Source organism: Citrobacter sp. Cpo015 (assembly GCF_030333035.1).
In the GTDB taxonomy this organism is placed as follows: Bacteria; Pseudomonadota; Gammaproteobacteria; order Enterobacterales; family Enterobacteriaceae; genus Citrobacter; species Citrobacter portucalensis.
Map to the genome: position 1 here is coordinate 197,791 of NZ_JAOWGS010000024.1, position 17,497 is coordinate 215,287.

At 52.7% G+C, this 17,497-nt stretch carries 21 protein-coding genes; 16 read left to right on the forward strand and 5 right to left on the reverse strand.

Annotated features, from left to right (window positions below; genetic code table 11):
* The first annotated feature begins 169 nt into the window (after nucleotides 1-169).
* The 7 genes from galP to ruvX all read left to right on the forward strand — a co-directional run bounded on the left by galP (nucleotide 170) and on the right by ruvX (nucleotide 5,869).
* Nucleotides 170-1,564, forward strand: coding sequence for a galactose/proton symporter (galP, locus tag OGY67_RS08520; RefSeq protein ID WP_286573862.1), 1,395 nt, complete (start codon nucleotides 170-172; stop codon nucleotides 1,562-1,564).
* Between the two features lie 76 nt (nucleotides 1,565-1,640).
* The gene (locus OGY67_RS08525; protein WP_003825440.1) at nucleotides 1,641-2,138 is read left to right on the forward strand and encodes a SprT family zinc-dependent metalloprotease; all 498 of its coding nucleotides are present in this window, start codon (nucleotides 1,641-1,643) and stop codon (nucleotides 2,136-2,138) included.
* A 94-nt stretch (nucleotides 2,139-2,232) separates the two neighbouring features.
* Nucleotides 2,233-2,940, forward strand: a complete 708-nt coding sequence (gene endA, locus OGY67_RS08530; protein ID WP_008785767.1) for a deoxyribonuclease I — start codon at nucleotides 2,233-2,235, stop codon at nucleotides 2,938-2,940.
* A gap of 74 nt (nucleotides 2,941-3,014) precedes the next feature.
* Entirely contained in the window at nucleotides 3,015-3,746 is a 732-nt protein-coding gene (gene rsmE, locus OGY67_RS08535; protein WP_111464965.1) for a 16S rRNA (uracil(1498)-N(3))-methyltransferase, read from the forward strand.
* Nucleotides 3,747-3,765: 19 nt separating this feature from the next.
* Complete coding sequence (gene gshB / locus OGY67_RS08540) at nucleotides 3,766-4,713, forward strand: glutathione synthase (RefSeq protein ID WP_003027083.1); 948 nt, start codon at nucleotides 3,766-3,768, stop codon at nucleotides 4,711-4,713.
* A 176-nt stretch (nucleotides 4,714-4,889) separates the two neighbouring features.
* Nucleotides 4,890-5,453, forward strand: a complete 564-nt coding sequence (locus OGY67_RS08545) for a YqgE/AlgH family protein (RefSeq protein WP_003027086.1) — start codon at nucleotides 4,890-4,892, stop codon at nucleotides 5,451-5,453.
* On the forward strand, nucleotides 5,453-5,869 hold the full coding sequence (gene ruvX, locus OGY67_RS08550) for a Holliday junction resolvase RuvX (RefSeq protein ID WP_286573863.1): 417 nt from the start codon (nucleotides 5,453-5,455) through the stop codon (nucleotides 5,867-5,869). The genes OGY67_RS08545 and ruvX overlap by 1 nt, the downstream gene beginning before the upstream one ends.
* Here ruvX and OGY67_RS08555 read toward each other — a convergent pair.
* Complete coding sequence (locus OGY67_RS08555; protein ID WP_048236732.1) at nucleotides 5,866-6,846, reverse strand: type IV pilus twitching motility protein PilT; 981 nt, start codon at nucleotides 6,844-6,846, stop codon at nucleotides 5,866-5,868. The two genes, ruvX and OGY67_RS08555, sit on opposite strands and share 4 nt — an antisense overlap.
* Before the next feature lie 17 nt (nucleotides 6,847-6,863).
* Here OGY67_RS08555 and OGY67_RS08560 point away from each other — a divergent pair, with 17 nt between their 5' ends.
* Genes OGY67_RS08560 through hemW form a run of 5 tightly spaced genes read left to right on the forward strand, consistent with a single transcriptional unit; the run spans nucleotide 6,864 to nucleotide 10,170 of the window.
* Nucleotides 6,864-7,568, forward strand: a complete 705-nt coding sequence (locus OGY67_RS08560) for a YggS family pyridoxal phosphate-dependent enzyme (protein WP_103284733.1) — start codon at nucleotides 6,864-6,866, stop codon at nucleotides 7,566-7,568.
* Between the two features lie 18 nt (nucleotides 7,569-7,586).
* Nucleotides 7,587-8,153 carry a YggT family protein gene (locus OGY67_RS08565; RefSeq protein WP_003825417.1) on the forward strand — a complete coding sequence of 189 codons (567 nt, stop codon included), beginning with the start codon at nucleotides 7,587-7,589 and terminating at the stop codon, nucleotides 8,151-8,153.
* On the forward strand, nucleotides 8,150-8,440 hold the full coding sequence (yggU, locus tag OGY67_RS08570; RefSeq protein WP_003027101.1) for a DUF167 family protein YggU: 291 nt from the start codon (nucleotides 8,150-8,152) through the stop codon (nucleotides 8,438-8,440). The genes OGY67_RS08565 and yggU overlap by 4 nt, the downstream gene beginning before the upstream one ends.
* Before the next feature lie 7 nt (nucleotides 8,441-8,447).
* On the forward strand, nucleotides 8,448-9,041 hold the full coding sequence (locus tag OGY67_RS08575) for an XTP/dITP diphosphatase (protein WP_003825414.1): 594 nt from the start codon (nucleotides 8,448-8,450) through the stop codon (nucleotides 9,039-9,041).
* Nucleotides 9,034-10,170, forward strand: a complete 1,137-nt coding sequence (hemW, locus tag OGY67_RS08580; protein WP_003825412.1) for a radical SAM family heme chaperone HemW — start codon at nucleotides 9,034-9,036, stop codon at nucleotides 10,168-10,170. Before OGY67_RS08575 ends, hemW begins: the two co-directional genes overlap by 8 nt.
* Before the next feature lie 114 nt (nucleotides 10,171-10,284).
* Here the strand turns inward: hemW and ansB are convergent, their stop codons facing one another.
* The 4 genes from ansB to trmB form a co-directional block, all read right to left on the reverse strand.
* Entirely contained in the window at nucleotides 10,285-11,331 is a 1,047-nt protein-coding gene (ansB, locus tag OGY67_RS08585; protein ID WP_286573864.1) for an L-asparaginase 2, read from the reverse strand.
* A 188-nt stretch (nucleotides 11,332-11,519) separates the two neighbouring features.
* On the reverse strand, nucleotides 11,520-12,239 hold the full coding sequence (locus tag OGY67_RS08590; RefSeq protein WP_003825409.1) for a YggN family protein: 720 nt from the start codon (nucleotides 12,237-12,239) through the stop codon (nucleotides 11,520-11,522).
* 49 nt (nucleotides 12,240-12,288) lie between these two features.
* Entirely contained in the window at nucleotides 12,289-12,615 is a 327-nt protein-coding gene (locus tag OGY67_RS08595; RefSeq protein WP_003027115.1) for a YggL family protein, read from the reverse strand.
* Nucleotides 12,615-13,334 carry a tRNA (guanosine(46)-N7)-methyltransferase TrmB gene (trmB, locus tag OGY67_RS08600; protein WP_003825406.1) on the reverse strand — a complete coding sequence of 240 codons (720 nt, stop codon included), beginning with the start codon at nucleotides 13,332-13,334 and terminating at the stop codon, nucleotides 12,615-12,617. Before trmB ends, OGY67_RS08595 begins: the two co-directional genes overlap by 1 nt.
* 160 nt (nucleotides 13,335-13,494) lie before the next feature.
* Between trmB and mutY the strand changes: the two genes are divergently transcribed.
* From mutY to OGY67_RS08620, 4 genes are all read left to right on the forward strand, one after another.
* Complete coding sequence (mutY, locus tag OGY67_RS08605; RefSeq protein ID WP_234692672.1) at nucleotides 13,495-14,547, forward strand: A/G-specific adenine glycosylase; 1,053 nt, start codon at nucleotides 13,495-13,497, stop codon at nucleotides 14,545-14,547.
* A 27-nt stretch (nucleotides 14,548-14,574) separates the two neighbouring features.
* Entirely contained in the window at nucleotides 14,575-14,844 is a 270-nt protein-coding gene (locus tag OGY67_RS08610) for an oxidative damage protection protein (protein WP_003027126.1), read from the forward strand.
* Between the two features lie 86 nt (nucleotides 14,845-14,930).
* Nucleotides 14,931-16,016: a membrane-bound lytic murein transglycosylase MltC gene (gene mltC / locus OGY67_RS08615; protein WP_008785777.1), complete on the forward strand. Its 1,086-nt coding sequence runs from the start codon at nucleotides 14,931-14,933 to the stop codon at nucleotides 16,014-16,016.
* 210 nt (nucleotides 16,017-16,226) lie between these two features.
* Complete coding sequence (locus OGY67_RS08620; protein WP_008785778.1) at nucleotides 16,227-17,483, forward strand: nucleoside permease; 1,257 nt, start codon at nucleotides 16,227-16,229, stop codon at nucleotides 17,481-17,483.
* Nucleotides 17,484-17,497 lie beyond the last annotated feature (14 nt).

Here is a 17,497-nt window from a genome sequence, read left to right on the forward strand (position 1 = left end):
CAACATTATTTAATCCCAATAAATAATGTTAACTTTCAATGAATTAACCAATAATCCGCATGAATGACAGTGTAAGCGATTACACTAATGTGATGTGATTCGCATTTTTTTACCCCGTACTCACCTACCCTTAACATCAACAAAACTAGCTACCCAACCGGAGGGCATCATGCCTGACAATAAAAAAACGGGGCGTTCCAACAAAGCCATGACATTTTTTGTCTGCTTTCTGGCAGCCCTGGCTGGATTACTTTTTGGCCTGGATATCGGTGTTATTGCCGGTGCTTTACCGTTCATCACCGACGAGTTTCAAATTACCCCGCACACTCAGGAATGGGTGGTGAGTTCCATGATGTTTGGTGCGGCGGTAGGTGCTGTCGGCAGCGGTTGGCTCTCCTTCAAACTGGGACGCAAAAAAAGCCTGATGATCGGTGCGATCTTGTTTGTTGCGGGTTCACTGTTCTCCGCCGCTGCGCCAAACGTTGAAGTCCTGCTGGTTTCCCGCGTGCTGCTCGGCCTGGCTGTAGGCGTTGCGTCTTATACCGCGCCACTGTACCTGTCTGAAATTGCCCCGGAAAAGATTCGTGGCAGCATGATCTCTATGTATCAGCTGATGATCACCATCGGTATTTTGGGCGCGTATCTTTCCGATACAGCCTTTAGCTACAGCGGCGCATGGCGCTGGATGCTGGGTGTAATCATCATCCCTGCCCTGCTGCTTCTGGTTGGCGTTATCTTCCTGCCGGACAGCCCACGTTGGTTTGCAGCTAAACGTCGTTTTGTTGATGCTGAACGCGTCCTGTTGCGTCTGCGTGACACCAGCGCAGAAGCCAAACGCGAGCTGGATGAAATCCGTGAAAGTCTGCAGGTGAAGCAGAGCGGCTGGGCGCTGTTTAAAGAAAACAGCAACTTCCGTCGCGCGGTATTCCTTGGCATTCTGTTACAGGTGATGCAGCAGTTCACCGGGATGAACGTCATCATGTATTACGCACCGAAAATCTTTGAGCTGGCGGGCTACACCAACACCACCGAGCAGATGTGGGGGACTGTTATCGTCGGTCTGACCAACGTGCTGGCAACCTTTATCGCCATTGGCCTGGTTGACCGTTGGGGCCGCAAGCCTACGCTGATCCTTGGCTTTATCGTGATGGCTGTTGGTATGGGCGTGCTGGGTACAATGATGCACGTGGGTATTCACTCGGCATCCGCACAATACTTCGCAGTACTGATGCTGCTGATGTTTATCGTTGGCTTTGCCATGAGCGCCGGTCCGCTGATTTGGGTACTGTGCTCTGAAATCCAGCCGCTGAAAGGCCGCGATTTCGGCATCACCTGCTCTACTGCAACCAACTGGATTGCCAACATGATCGTCGGCGCAACCTTCCTGACGATGCTGAACTCACTGGGCAGCGCCAACACCTTCTGGGTCTACGGCGGCCTGAACGTACTGTTCATCTTCCTGACTCTGTGGCTGATCCCTGAAACTAAAAACGTCTCTCTGGAACACATTGAGCGTAACCTGATGAAAGGTCGTAAACTGCGCGAAATTGGCGCACACGACTAATCACCAAAGGCTTCCTCCCCAGCGGAGGAAGCCTTCCTCTTGCAGTCCCTTCCCTGTCGCACTATCCTCTGGCGTTATGAAAACCTCCCGTCTCCCTATCGCCATCCAACAAGCCGTTATGCGTAGCCTGCGGGAAAAACTCGCCCAGGCCAATCTCAAGCTCGAACGCCAATATCCGGAGCCAAAGCTGGTTTACCAACAGCGCGGCACCGCCGCCGGCACTGCGTGGCTACAAACCTATGAAATTCGCCTTAATCCCGTCCTGCTGATGGAAAACGTCGACGCATTCATTAACGAAGTTGTGCCCCATGAACTGGCGCATTTACTGGTGTGGAAGCACTTTGGGCGCGTGCCGCCACACGGGAAAGAGTGGAAATGGATGATGGAAAGCGTTCTGGGCGTACCGGCCCGGCGCACGCATCAGTTTGAACTGCAATCGGTGCAGCGCAAGACTTTTACTTACCGCTGTAAGTGTCAGGAGCACCAACTGACCGTCCGCCGCCATAACCGCGTTGTGCGCGGTGAGGCCACCTACCGCTGTGTTCACTGCGGCGAACCGCTAGTTGCAGAATAATCTTCAGAATTATCAGGAACTTTTCTGACCTAACTGATTGCATACTGGAATAACTTTCGCTACGTTGCGGGCTCGTTTTGACACGGAGTTTGTGATGTACCGTCATTTTTCTTTTGCTGCGGCCCTGTTAGCCGCTGCGTTTTCAGGCCCGGTTTTAGCCGAAGGCATCAACAGTTTTTCTCAGGCAAAAGCAGCAGGCGTCAAGGTGAACGCCGATGCGCCGGGCGATTTCTACTGCGGTTGTAAAATTAACTGGCAAGGCAAAAAAGGGGTCGTTGACCTCGAATCCTGCGGCTATAAAGTGCGAAAAAATGAAAACCGCGCCAGTCGAATTGAATGGGAGCACGTTGTCCCCGCCTGGCAATTTGGTCATCAGCGTCAGTGCTGGCAGGACGGAGGGCGTAAAAACTGCGCCAAAGATCCGGTCTACCGTAAGATGGAAAGCGACATGCATAACCTGCAACCTGCGGTGGGTGAGGTAAATGGCGATCGCGCTAACTTCATGTACAGCCAGTGGAACGGTGGCGAGGGTCAGTATGGGCAATGCGCCATGAAGGTCGACTTCAAAGAGAAAGTTGCCGAGCCGCCGGCCCGCGCCCGTGGTGCCATTGCTCGTACCTATTTTTACATGCGCGACCAGTACGATCTAACGCTCTCCCGCCAGCAAACTCAGCTTTTTAACGCCTGGAATAAGCAATATCCGGTCACCGACTGGGAGTGTGAGCGCGACGAACGCATTGCAAAGGTACAGGGGAACCATAACCCATATGTGCAACGCGCTTGCCAGGCGCAAAAGAGCTAACCTACACTAGCGTCAATATTTTTAACCATGCCCTGGCATTTCGTAGCCCAGGGCCATGACGCGGATGTTTAACTATGCGCATTCCTCGCATTTATCACCCTGAGCCAATCACTTCCGGCAGCCAAATTTCACTGTGTGAAGATGCAGCCAACCATATCGGCCGCGTGCTGCGTATGGGACCGGGCCAGGCGCTACAGCTGTTTGATGGCAGCAATCAGGTATTCGATGCTGAAATCACCCACGCCAGTAAAAAAAGCGTGGACGTGAAGGTACTTAACGCTGAACTCGACGATCGTGAGTCGCCGTTGCACATCCACCTGGGTCAGGTGATGTCGCGCGGTGAAAAAATGGAATTCACTATCCAGAAATCGATCGAACTGGGTGTAAGCCTCATTACGCCACTTTTTTCTGAGCGCTGCGGCGTTAAACTGGACAGTGAACGCCTGAACAAGAAGCTCCAGCAGTGGCAGAAAATCGCCATTGCCGCCTGCGAACAGTGCGGTCGTAACCGGGTGCCCGAAATTCGCCCGGCAATGGATTTGGAAGCATGGTGCGCGGAACAGGACGAAGGTCTGAAACTGAACCTGCATCCGCGCGCCAACGCCAGCATCAATACGCTGCCGCTGCCGGTGGAACGCATCCGCTTGCTGATTGGCCCGGAAGGCGGGTTGTCGGCAGATGAAATTGCCATGACCGCACGTTATCAGTTTACTGATATTCTGTTAGGACCTCGCGTTCTGCGTACTGAGACAACCGCGCTCACCGCCATTACTGCGCTACAGGTGCGTTTTGGCGATCTGGGCTAAGGCATAAACGGAGAAGAAAATGATCAAGCTCGGCATCGTGATGGATCCCATCGCAAGCATCAACATCAAGAAAGATTCCAGCTTCGCTATGCTGCTGGAAGCGCAACGTCGCGGTTACGAAATTCATTATATGGAGATGGCCGATCTTTATCTGATCAACGGTGAAGCCCGCGCCCATACGCGTACCCTGAGCGTAGAGCAGAACTACGACAAATGGTATGAGTTCAAGAGCGAGCAGGATCTCCCGCTGGCAGACCTGGACGTTATTCTGATGCGTAAGGATCCGCCGTTTGATACCGAGTTCATCTACGCTACCTATATTCTGGAACGTGCAGAAGAAAAAGGGACGCTGATCGTCAACAAACCGCAGAGCCTGCGCGACTGCAACGAAAAGCTGTTCACCGCATGGTTTGCCGACCTGACGCCGGAAACGCTGGTCACGCGTAACAAAGCGCAGTTGAAAGCCTTCTGGCAAAAACACAGCGACATCATTCTCAAACCGCTGGATGGTATGGGCGGCGCATCTATTTTCCGTGTGAAGGAAGGCGACCCGAACCTTGGCGTCATTGCTGAAACGCTGACCGAGCACGGTACCCGCTACTGCATGGCGCAGAACTATCTGCCAGCAATTAAAGATGGCGATAAACGCGTCCTGGTGGTCGATGGCGAACCCGTTCCTTATTGCCTGGCGCGTATTCCGCAGGGCGGCGAAACCCGTGGCAACCTGGCCGCTGGCGGTCGTGGCGAGCCGCGTCCTTTGACCGACAGCGACTGGGAAATTGCACGTCGCATTGGGCCAACGCTGAAAGCGAAAGGTTTGATTTTTGTCGGTCTGGATATCATTGGCGATCGTCTGACGGAAATTAACGTTACCAGCCCAACCTGTATTCGTGAAATCGAAGCGGAGTTCCCGGTTTCGATTACCGGTATGCTGATGGATGCCATTGAGGCGCGTTTGCAGAAGTAAATACGTTGCCGGATAGCGACGCCATCGCGTCTTATCCGGCCTGAAATTGCACCCCGCAGACCGGATTAGGCGAAGCCGTCATCCGGCAATGCTATCTTCAGAGGGTGACATCTTCGAGCTTTGCCCACATACTGGGCTCTGTTGCTTTTTTGAACCAGGAAACAGAACCTCTGACAATGAATTTACAGCATCACTTTCTGATTGCCATGCCTGCTCTCCAGGATCCGATTTTCCGCCGTTCCGTGGTGTACATCTGTGAACATAATGAGAACGGAGCAATGGGGATTATCGTTAATAAGCCTCTGGAAAACTTACAAATTGAAGGGATTCTGGAAAAGCTGAAGATTACCCCAGAAGAACGCGATCCGGCCATTCGTCTGGATAAACCAGTGATGCTCGGCGGCCCGCTGGCGGAAGACCGTGGATTTATTCTGCATACCCCGCCGTCACGTTTTGCATCCAGTATCCGCATTTCAGATAACACCATCATCACCACCTCCCGCGATGTACTAGAAACCCTGGGCACACAAGAACAACCGTCCGAAGTGCTGGTTGCGCTGGGTTATTCATCATGGGAAAAAGGTCAACTGGAACAAGAGTTACTGGATAACGCCTGGCTCACTGCGCCCGCAGACCTCAACATCTTATTCAAAACGCCGATTGCCGACCGCTGGCGCGATGCGGCGAAGCTTATCGGGATAGATATTCAGACCATGCCAGGCGTGGCGGGACATGCCTGATGAGCGGAACATTACTCTCTTTTGATTTTGGTACGAAAAGTATTGGTGTTGCTGTTGGTCAGCGCATTACCGGTACGGCCAGACCGTTGCCCGCCATTAAGGCGCAGGACGGTACGCCAGACTGGAGTTTGATTGAACGCCTGCTGAAAGAATGGCAGCCGGATGAAATCATTGTCGGCCTACCACTCAACATGGATGGCACAGAACAGCCCCTTACCGCGCGCGCGCGTAAGTTCGCTAACCGTATTCACGGTCGCTTTGGCTTAACCGTAACGCTGCACGATGAACGCTTGAGCACCGTCGAGGCCCGCTCCGGCCTGTTCGAACAAGGCGGATACCGGGCGTTGAATAAAGGCAAAGTAGATTCCGCTTCTGCCGTGGTCATCCTCGAAAGCTATTTCGAGCAGGGTTACTAAATCCGTCCCTGCGCCTGACGCTGCTGCTGACTTTGTGCAAATGTCTGCATACCTGTCTGTTGCCCGGTTTGAATTACGCCGGGTAGCTGATGCGTTTTCCCTTCACGAATCAAATTGCCCACGGCTGGCGTGTTGACGAGCAGCTCAAATAGCGCCACGCGTCCTCCCAGCTTATCTTCCTCCAGCTTTTGCGAAAGTACCGCCCGCAGGCTGTCTGCCAGCTGATTACGCACCGGATCTTTCTCTGTTGCCGAAAAGGTGTCCACCAGCCGCGCGATAGCCTGTGCCGCCCCTCGCGTATGTAACGTTGCCAGCACCAGATGCCCGGTTTCCGCTGCCGTTAATGCCAGACGAATGGTTTCCGCGTCGCGCAGTTCGCCCAGCAAAATGACGTCGGGATCTTCACGCAGCGCGCCGCGTAAACCGGCGGCAAAAGAAGCGCAGTGTACGCCCACCTCCCGTTGTTGAATAAGACAACGCTGGCTGGTGTAACGATATTCAATCGGGTCTTCCAGCGTCAGAATATGCCCCGCAACATGCTGATTAAGGTACTCTACCATCGCCGCCAGGGTCGTTGATTTACCGCTACCGGTAGCGCCTGTCACCAGAATTAACCCATTTTCACTGCGCAGCAGTTCAGGTATGACGTCAGGGGTCTGGAGATCGTCTAAACATGGACAATCAAGCGGGAGCAATCTTAGCGCCAGTGAGGTTCCCTGTTGATGAACAAAAGCACTGGCGCGCAGCCGCTGGGAACCGGCCAGCGCAATAGCAAAATCAATCTGCCCCTGTTCCTGCCACTGTACCTGTTGTTGCTCACTGAGCCAGCACATCAGCAGATTCTCCACGTCAGGCGTAGTAAAGGGTGCGATTTCGACTTTTCCACGTATGCGCCAACGCGCAGGCCATGCATTGCACAGGTGTAGATCCGACACGTTATGCTTTACACTAAGGGCCACTATTTCTTCCATATTCATATGAACATCCTCGGAAAATGAACGATATCGCGCATAACCTGGCACATGTCCGGGACAAAATCTCAGCCGCCGCGACGCGTTGCGGGCGGTCTTCAGAAGAAGTTACGTTGCTTGCAGTCAGTAAAACCAAACCTGCGAGCGCCATCGAAGAAGCCATTGCCGCCGGGCAGCGTGCCTTCGGTGAAAACTATGTGCAGGAAGGGGTGGATAAAATCCGCTACTTCCAGGAAAAAGGCGTCAACGATCTGCAGTGGCACTTTATCGGCCCGCTGCAGTCCAACAAAAGTCGTCTGGTCGCTGAGCACTTTGACTGGTGCCATACGATCGACCGCCTGCGTATCGCTGCCCGTCTGAGCGAACAGCGCCCGGCGGAACTGCCGCCGCTCAATGTACTGATTCAAATTAATATCAGCGATGAGAACAGTAAGTCAGGAATTCCGCTGGCAGAGCTTGATGCACTGGCCGCTGAAGTCGCTGCACTGCCGCGCATTACCCTGCGTGGTCTGATGGCGATTCCGGCTCCAGAGTCAGATTATGTAAGGCAGTTTGAAGTTGCACAGCAAATGGCGGTAGCATTTGCCGGGTTGAAAACACGCTACCCAGGCATCGACACTCTCTCACTGGGAATGTCTGATGATATGGATGCCGCCATCGCGGCGGGTAGCACGATGGTGCGCATTGGCACTGCCATTTTTGGTGCTCGTGATTACACTAAAAAATAAGGAAAACTAAGGAACACCATGAATACGTTGACCTTCCTGCTCTCAACGGTAATTGAGCTGTATACCATGGCGCTGCTGCTGCGCGTGTGGATGCAATGGTCTCGCTGCGATTTTTACAACCCGTTCTCGCAGTTTATAGTGAAAATCACTCAGCCCATCATTGGGCCGTTACGCCGCATTATTCCCCCGATGGGACCGATCGACAGCGCCTCAGCATTAGTTGCGCTCGTTCTCAGCTTTATCAAAGCAATCGTGCTGTTTAAGGTGGTCACGTTCCAGCCGATCATCTGGATCGCCGCCGTACTGATTGTCCTGAAGACTATCGGGCTGTTGATTTTCTGGGTGCTGCTTGTGATGGCGATTATGAGCTGGGTCAGCCAGGGCCGCAGTCCTGTAGAGTACGTGCTGATTCAACTGGCAGATCCGCTGCTGCGTCCTATCCGTCGCATACTTCCAGGCATGGGCGGGATCGATTTCTCCCCAATGATTCTGGTTCTGCTGCTCTACGTTATTAACATGGGCATCGCGGAAGTGTTACAGGCGACAGGCAACATGCTGCTGCCGGGGCTGTGGATGGCGCTATGAGTGCCGTTACACCCTGCGACGACGGTCTGGTTTTACGGCTCTATATTCAGCCTAAAGCCAGCCGTGACAGTATTGTGGGTTTACATGGCGACGAAGTTAAAGTCGCCATTACCGCCCCACCGGTTGATGGCCAGGCCAATAGCCATCTGGTGAAGTTTCTCGGCAAACAGTTCCGTGTGGCAAAAAGCCAGGTCGTCATTGAGAAGGGCGAGCTTGGTCGTCACAAACAGGTTAAAATCATTCATCCGCAACAGATCCCGCCCGAAATTGCGGCGTTAACTGATTAGGTATCCCATGCAAAAAGTTGTCCTCGCGACCGGCAATGCCGGTAAAGTGCGTGAACTCGCCTCTCTTCTGAGTGATTTCGGTCTTGATGTTGTTGCCCAAACGGAACTGGGTGTTGATTCTGCAGACGAGACCGGGCTGACGTTTATTGAGAACGCCATTCTGAAGGCGCGTCATGCCGCGCAAATTACCGGCTTACCGGCCATTGCTGATGACTCAGGTCTGGCAGTAAATGCCCTTGGCGGCGCGCCGGGTATCTATTCAGCCCGCTATTCCGGCGAAGATGCGACCGATCAGCAGAACCTGGAAAAACTGCTTCACACCCTGCAGGATATTCCTGATGACAAGCGCCAGGCGCAGTTCCATTGTGTGCTGGTGTATATGCGCCATGCAGACGATCCAACGCCTGTTGTGTGCCACGGAAGCTGGCCGGGCGTGATTACCCGCGAACCTGCCGGAAACGGTGGTTTTGGCTACGACCCGATCTTCTTTGTGCCGTCTGAAGGGAAAACCGCAGCCGAACTGACCCGTGAAGAAAAGAGTGCAATTTCTCACCGCGGACAGGCGCTGAAGCTGCTGCTGGATGCCCTGCGTAATGGTTAAGCTTCCGCCGCTAAGTCTTTATATTCACATCCCGTGGTGCGTGCAGAAATGCCCGTACTGCGACTTCAACTCGCATGCGCTAAAGGGCGAAGTCCCTCATGACGACTATGTGCAGCATCTACTGAGCGATCTGGATACTGAGGTGGCCCATGCCCAGGGCCGTGAAGTAAAGACGATTTTTATCGGTGGTGGCACGCCGAGCCTGCTTTCTGGCCCGGCGATGCAAACGCTGCTCGACGGCGTGCGAGCACGGCTGAATCTGGCCGAAGATGCAGAAATCACGATGGAGGCGAATCCCGGGACGGTGGAAGCCGATCGCTTTGTGGATTATCAACGCGCTGGCGTCAACCGTATCTCGATTGGCGTACAGAGCTTTAGCTCCGCCAAACTCGAACGTCTGGGACGTATTCACGGGCCGGAAGAAGCCAAACGAGCAGCACACCTGGCGAGCGGTCTGGGGCTACGCAGTTTTAACCTCGACCTGATGCATGGTTTACCGGATCAGACGCTGGAAGAGGCGCTGGGCGATTTACAGCAGGCCATCGCGCTCAACCCACCGCATCTTTCCTGGTATCAGTTGACCATCGAACCCAACACGCTGTTCGGTTCCCGACCGCCGGTTTTACCGGACGATGACGCGCTGTGGGATATTTTTGAGCAAGGCCACCAGCTACTTACCGCCGCGGGATATCAGCAGTACGAAACCTCAGCCTACGCCAGACCGGGTTATCAGTGTCAGCACAACCTTAACTACTGGCGTTTTGGCGACTATCTTGGCATTGGCTGCGGCGCACACGGTAAGATCACATTCCCTGACGGACGCATCCTGCGCACCACCAAAACACGGCATCCGCGTGGGTATATGCAAGGGCGTTATCTCGAAAGCCAGCGCGATGTCGCCGAAGCCGATAAGCCGTTCGAGTTCTTCATGAACCGTTTCCGGCTGCTGGAAGCCGCGCCTCGCGCGGAGTTCACGCAATATACCGGTCTTACCGAAGACGTTATTCGTCGACAGATCGATGAGGCTATTTCCCAGGGCTACCTGAGTGAATGCGATGAGTACTGGCAGATTACCCAACACGGTAAGCTGTTCTTGAATTCGCTGCTGGAGCTGTTTCTGGCGGAGTGATGGCTGGTGAACGTAGGCCTGATAAGCGTAGCGCCATCAGGAAAATTGCCGGATGGCGGCTGCGTCTAATCCGGCCTACAGGGTTAGGGCGGTAAGCGCAGCCACCTTCATCGATTAATACTGATTAAACATTTCCTGGATCTGCTTAGGATCCTTGGTTTGAGTCAGCGCAAGCTGCAGCAGAACACGTGCTTTTTGCGGGTTCAGGAAACCTGAAGCCACAAATCCGTATTTTGCATCATCAACTTCTGCATCCTGTGTAGTGGCGCCCGTTGGTACACGGGATGAACGCACTACAACGGTACCCTTATGCGCGGCGGTTGCCAGCGTATCGAAAATGGTTTTATACAGGTTACCGTTACCTACACCCGCACTGACGATCCCGGCGTAACCCGCATCCACCAGCGCTTTTGCCGGCAGATCGGAGGCATTAGCGTAGTTATAAACAATCCCAACTTTCGGCAGCTCGGTCAGCTTAGACACATCGAACGGAGTAGACGTGGTGTGCTTACGCGCAGGCGTACGCTGGTAGTCGATTTTACCGTTATGGATGTAACCCAGCGGGCCGTAGTTAACGGATTTGAAGGTAGCGACGTCGGTAGTGTTGGTTTTAGTCACGTCACGACCATCCATAACGGTGTCGTTCATCACCACCAGCACTCCGCGGTTGGCAGAGGCTTTGTCTGCGGCAGTTACTACCGCGTTATACAAGTTGAACGGGCCATCAGCGCTCATCCCCGTAGACGGACGCATTGCACCGACCAGCACCACCGGCTTGTTGCACTTGACGGTCAGGTCGAGGAAATAGGCGGTTTCTTCCATGGTATCCGTACCATGTGTTACCACGAAGCCGTCGGTTTTATCACACTCGGTATTAATCTTTTTCGCCAGCGTTAACCAGACTTCGTCATTCATATCCTGGGAGCCGATATTCACCACCTGCTCGCCTTTAACGACAGCGATATCTTTCAATTGAGGTACGGCCTCAACCAGATTTTCTACGCCAACCTTGCCTGCCGTGTAGTTAGATTTTGTCGCGGAATCACCGCCGCCGGCAATCGTCCCACCGGTCGCTAAAATGGTGATGTTTGGCAGTGCAAGCGCCGCGCCGCTGAACCCCATAACCAGTGCGGCAAGTGCCGTTTTCTTGAAAAACTCCATGTTATTTCTCCAGTTACTTGAATTTGCAGCATTATGTCTATCCTACAGATGAATAATGTGACGAGTTCCAATTAACCAGATTTATATCTCCACCAAATTGCCGTTCTTAGAGATGGATATCAAAAAAACAGAAATATACAAAATAAAACGGCACAGAATGTTTCTGTGCCGTTAATAAGAGGTGAAGATTATTTCAGAGTGCTAACCAGCGTTTTACGATCGTTTTCCAGCGTCACAACGCGGGAACAGACATCTTTGCCAAACTGCTGGAAGTCTTGTTCCTGATTCTTCCATTCGTTCTGAATTGAGGTCTGCAAGCCACCGAGGCTTCCGAGTACGCCCTGCAGTGGATTACCACCGCCTTTGAGTACGGCTTTCGCCCCCATTTCGTTGATGCTGTCCTGCAAAATGCCGCCCATCGCCTGATTAACCAGCTGTTGTCCGTCCGCGCGGACCTGATCAATCGCCTTATAATGGAAAGTCAGGCCATCAGTTCGATGCTCGATGATGCGGTTCATCTGCTCTTTCAATTGCGCATCCAGCTTGGTTAAGCGGCCACGCATGTTGCTGCTTTCACCGACCTCTTTGGCGATGATTTTGTCCAGCGCCACGCGACCTTTCTCTACGCGCGCTCTGGCACCTTCGTCGATCCACGGCAGGCTGCTACGCAACGCCGCCTGATAATCTTTGGCCTGCTCACGCTGTGCGGCGTTCAGGTTGTACTGTTTACCGTTGAAGGTGACATCGCCAGCCTGGGTAATAACCAGGTCGCCATTCTCGCCCTTCACCTGCACCGTTTGTGGGCTCAAAATCACATCGTCACGCGGGGTGACGCTGCACTGGTAATCTGCATGTGCGGCCATCGCCGTGAACGTTAGGACTGCCGCCAGCAGCGTTTTGCGCATCATATCTTTCCCTCAATACAAATCGGGCCGGCATTTGCCGACCCTGTGCTACTTAGTCCCACCAAATATCGAAAAGTTCGCTGGTACGCACTTCTTCGAGTTTGTGCTCTTCCAGCCACTTACGCACGATTGCCTGGTGTTCTTCGGTGCATTTGCCGATTTCCTGCAGACAGATCAGACCTTCCCAGGCCAGATAGCCGCTGCCGTCAAAAGCCAGCTTGTTCGGTTCGATGACTTCATTGATAAAGTCATCAACGATTTGATCGACCTGCTCTCCAGATGTACCTTCCGGGAAACGCCATGCAACCGAAAATCCTACTTCCTGGAATTCTTCGATGTGCATCTTTTTACGCAGACGACGGCTACGGTTCTTTGCCATTATTTCACCCTCTCGAACATTAAGTCCCATACGCCGTGGCCAAGACGATGACCACGTTGTTCAAATTTGGTTACCGGGCGCGATTCCGGGCGCGGTACATAATCGTTACTCTCTGACTGGTTTTTATACCCGTCAATCGAGGACATCACTTCAAGCATGTGCTCCGCATACGCTTCCCAGTCGGTCGCCATATGGAACACGCCGCCCAGCTTCAGCTTACTTAAGATATGCTCAGCAAACGGTACCTGAACGATACGGCGTTTATTATGACGTGCTTTATGCCACGGGTCAGGGAAAAACAGCTGAACCATAGATAAAGAATTGTCAGGAATCATTTTATGCAGGACTTCAACGGCATCATGGCACATGACGCGCAGGTTCTCGACACCCTCTTCATGGGCTGAAGCCAGACACGCACCAACGCCAGGTGAGTGAACCTCAATGCCGAGGAAATTCTGTTCCGGACGCGCTTTCGCCATTGCAACCAGCGACGCTCCCATACCAAAACCGATTTCCAGCGTGACTGGCGCGTCACGGCCAAACAGTTCTGCGAAATCTACAGGCTCTTCGCTGAACTCAACGCCCATCACCGGCCAGTAGTTTTCCAGCGCGTGTTCCTGCCCTTTCGTCAGTCGCCCCTGGCGACGAACAAAACTACGAATCCGGCGCAGAGGGCGGCCGTTTTCATCAAATTCCGGTGAAATGACGTCGTTCTTCATAAAAGTTTAGTCTGCTGTGTTTGAGTTCTGAAAACGGGCATTATCCAAAGTTAGTTGCCGGATGCAAGTAAAGGAAGAAAGTGAGCAGCGGAAAGTTCCGGTTTACACCCCGTTGCCGCTGTGCTGCAATCTTGCCCCCGGCAATAATGAAACGGTAATCATGCAAGCGTCTCAATTTTCGGCTCAGGTTTTGAGCTGGTACGACAAATACGGGCGGAAAACGCTGCCCTGGCAAATTGACAAGACGCCTTACAAAGTATGGCTCTCTGAGGTAATGCTGCAACAAACTCAGGTTGCGACCGTTATCCCCTATTTTGAGCGCTTTATGGCGCGCTTCCCAACGGTAACGGATTTGGCCCATGCGCCGCTGGATGAAGTTCTGCATTTGTGGACCGGGCTGGGTTATTACGCCCGTGCGCGTAATCTGCATAAAGCCGCGCAGCAGGTTGTGACGCTGCATAACGGTATATTTCCGCAAACCTTTGATGAAGTAGCCGCCCTACCTGGCGTCGGACGTTCAACCGCAGGCGCGATCCTTTCTCTCTCTCTGGGTCAGCATTTTCCGATTCTCGACGGTAACGTCAAACGCGTGCTGGCTCGCTGTTATGCTGTAAGCGGCTGGCCGGGTAAAAAAGAGGTCGAAAAGAAGCTGTGGGAGCTGAGCGAGCAAGTTACGCCGGCTCAGGGTGTTGAGCGTTTTAATCAGGCGATGATGGATTTAGGCGCCATGGTCTGTACGCGCTCAAAACCTAAATGTTCCCTGTGTCCGTTGGAAAATGGCTGTGTGGCGAGCGCCAATGCAAGTTGGGCGCTGTATCCCGGTAAAAAGCCCAAACAGACGTTACCGGAACGAACGGGCTATTTTTTACTGATGCAGCATGATGACGAAGTGCTGCTCTCACAGCGGCCGCCCAGCGGCTTATGGGGTGGCTTATACTGTTTTCCGCAGTTTGACGACGAAGATGGACTGCGCAACTGGCTGGCGCAACGACAAATTAACGCAGATAATCTGACCCAACTTAATGCGTTTCGCCATACCTTTAGCCATTTCCACTTAGATATTGTGCCTATGTGGCTTCCCGTGTCTTCATTCACCTCATGCATGGATGAAGGCAACGCGCTCTGGTATAACTTAGCGCAACCGCCGTCGGTCGGACTGGCGGCTCCCGTGGAGCGTTTGTTACAGCAATTACGTGCCGGTACACACGTTTAACGTACCGGACGATAGAGAGGACTTTTTATGAGCAGAACGATTTTTTGCACTTTCCTGCAACGCGAAGCAGAAGGCCAGGATTTTCAGCTGTACCCGGGCGATCTGGGAAAACGCATTTATAACGAGATTTCTAAAGAAGCATGGGCGCAATGGCAGCATAAACAGACCATGCTGATTAACGAGAAAAAACTCAATATGATGAACGTCGAACACCGTAAGTTACTGGAACAGGAGATGATTAACTTCCTGTTTGAAGGTAAGGATGTGCATATTGAAGGCTATACGCCAGAGTCATAAGAACCGTTGCCGGATGGCGCTGCGCTTATCCGGCCTACGTTTTAATCTGGTCCTTGCAAACAACAAACACAACACGCACTCCCGGAATGATGAAAAAATTTCTCGCGCTTGCCGTTATTGCGCCGTTGCTCATCTCCTGTTCCAGTTCGACCAAAAAAGGCGATTCCTATAACGAAGCCTGGGTCAAGGATACCAACGGTTTTGATATTCTGATGGGGCAATTTGCCCATAATATTGAGAATTTGTGGGGATTTAAGGAAGTGCTGATTGCGGGTCCGAAGGACTACGTCAAGTATACCGATCAGTATCAAACCCGCAGCCATATCAACTTTGATGACGGTACGATAACCGTCGAGACCATTGCCGGGACAGATCCCGCCGGACACCTGCGTCGGGCGATTATCAAGACATTGCTGATGGGCGATGATCCGGGTTCTATCGACCTCTATTCCGATGTCGACGACATTAAGATTTCCAAAGAGCCATTCCTGTACGGACAGGTGGTTGATAATACCGGTCAGCCCATTCGTTGGGAGGGGCGTGCCACCAACTTTGCCAACTACCTGCTGCAAACACGACTTAAAAGCCGCAGCAATGGCCTGCGTATCATCTATAGCGTGACGATCAATCTGGTGCCGAACCACCTTGATAAGCGCGCGCATAAATACGTCGGTATGGTGCGTCAGGCTTCACGTAAGTATGGCGTCGACGAGTCGCTGATTCTGGCTATCATGCAAACCGAATCCTCGTTTAACCCGTATGCGGTGAGCCATGCCGATGCGCTGGGACTGATGCAGGTGGTACAGCACAGCGCCGGGAAAGATGTGTTCCGCTCGCAAGGGCGCTCAGGCACACCAAGCCGTAGCTTCTTGTTTGATCCGGCCAGCAACATTGATACCGGCACGGCCTATCTGGCAATGCTCAACAATGTCTATTTAGGTGGTATCGATAATCCGACCTCACGCCGCTATGCGGTAATCACCGCGTATAACGGCGGCGCGGGCAGCGTGCTACGCGTGTTCTCGAACGATAAAATTCAGGCCGCGAATATCATTAACAGCATGTCTCCAGGTGACGTTTATCAAACGCTGACCACCCGACATCCCTCTGCTGAATCACGCCGATACCTTTACAAGGTCAATTCCGCACAAAAATCCTATCGACGCCGCTAATGTATTCCTCTTCAGCCCCCTAAAACGGGGGCCTGAAGCACCAAAAATGTTAACTCCATCACTCTTTTGCTTTGCAATCAGAAATTGTTTGCAAATATTTGTCACAGGTAACAAAAAAAGAGTGCCTCTCATTGATAGAATCACATCATATAGCCACGGCAAATGTGCCTTTTAAAACATTCATCCGCATTACGGTGTGAGGAAATTAACATGAATCTTAAGCTGCAGCTGAAAGTTCTCTCGTTTCTGCAGTTCTGCTTATGGGGTAGTTGGCTCACTACCCTCGGCTCCTATATGTTTGTCACCCTTAAATTCGATGGTGCATCCATTGGCGCGGTGTATAGCTCGCTGGGGATCGCCGCCGTGTTTATGCCAACGCTGTTAGGGATCGTGGCCGATAAATGGATCAGTGCGAAGTGGGTTTACGCCCTTTGCCACCTGGTCGGCGCAGGAACGCTGTTTGCCGCAGCCGAAGTCACCACGCCAGGGGCCATGTTCTTTGTGATCTTGCTTAACTCCCTGGCCTATATGCCAACACTGGGGCTAATCAACACCATCTCCTACTATCGCCTGCAATCTGCCGGGATGGATATCGTTACCGACTTCCCGCCAATTCGTATCTGGGGCACCATCGGCTTTATTCTGGCGATGTGGGCAGTGAGCTTCTCCGGCTTTGAACTGAGCCATATGCAGCTGTACATCGGTGCGACATTGTCCCTGGTACTGGTACTGTTCACCCTGACGCTGCCGCATATTCCGGTTGCCAATCAGCAGAAAAACCAGAGCTGGACATCAATGCTCGGTCTGGATGCTTTCGCGCTGTTTAAAAACAAGCGTATGGCGATTTTCTTCATCTTCTCAATGATGCTGGGCGCAGAGCTGCAGATTACCAATATGTTTGGTAACACCTTCCTGCACAGCTTCGATAACAACCCACTGTTCTCCGGTAGCTTTATCGTGGAACACGCATCGGTGATGATGTCGATTTCACAGATTTCCGAGACGCTGTTTATCCTGACCATCCCGTTCTTCTTAAGCCGTTACGGTATTAAGAACGTGATGCTTATCAGTATTGTGGCGTGGATGCTGCGCTTCGGCCTGTTTGCCTACGGCGATCCAACGCCGTTCGGTACCGTGCTGCTGGTTCTGTCGATGATTGTTTACGGCTGCGCCTTCGACTTCTTCAACATCTCTGGTTCTGTGTTCGTGGAGAAAGAAGTACGCCCTGAAATCCGCGCCAGCGCACAGGGTATGTTCCTGATGATGACCAACGGCTTCGGTTGTATTCTGGGCGGACTGGTGAGCGGTAAAGTCGTTGAACACTATACGCTGAACGGTATTACCGACTGGCAGACCGTGTGGTTGATCTTCGCAGGTTACTCGCTGGTTCTGGCTTTTGCCTTCGTTGCGCTGTTTAAATACAAACACGTACGCGTTCCAGCAGGCACCCAGACTATCGCGCACTAACGTTTACGCAGAGA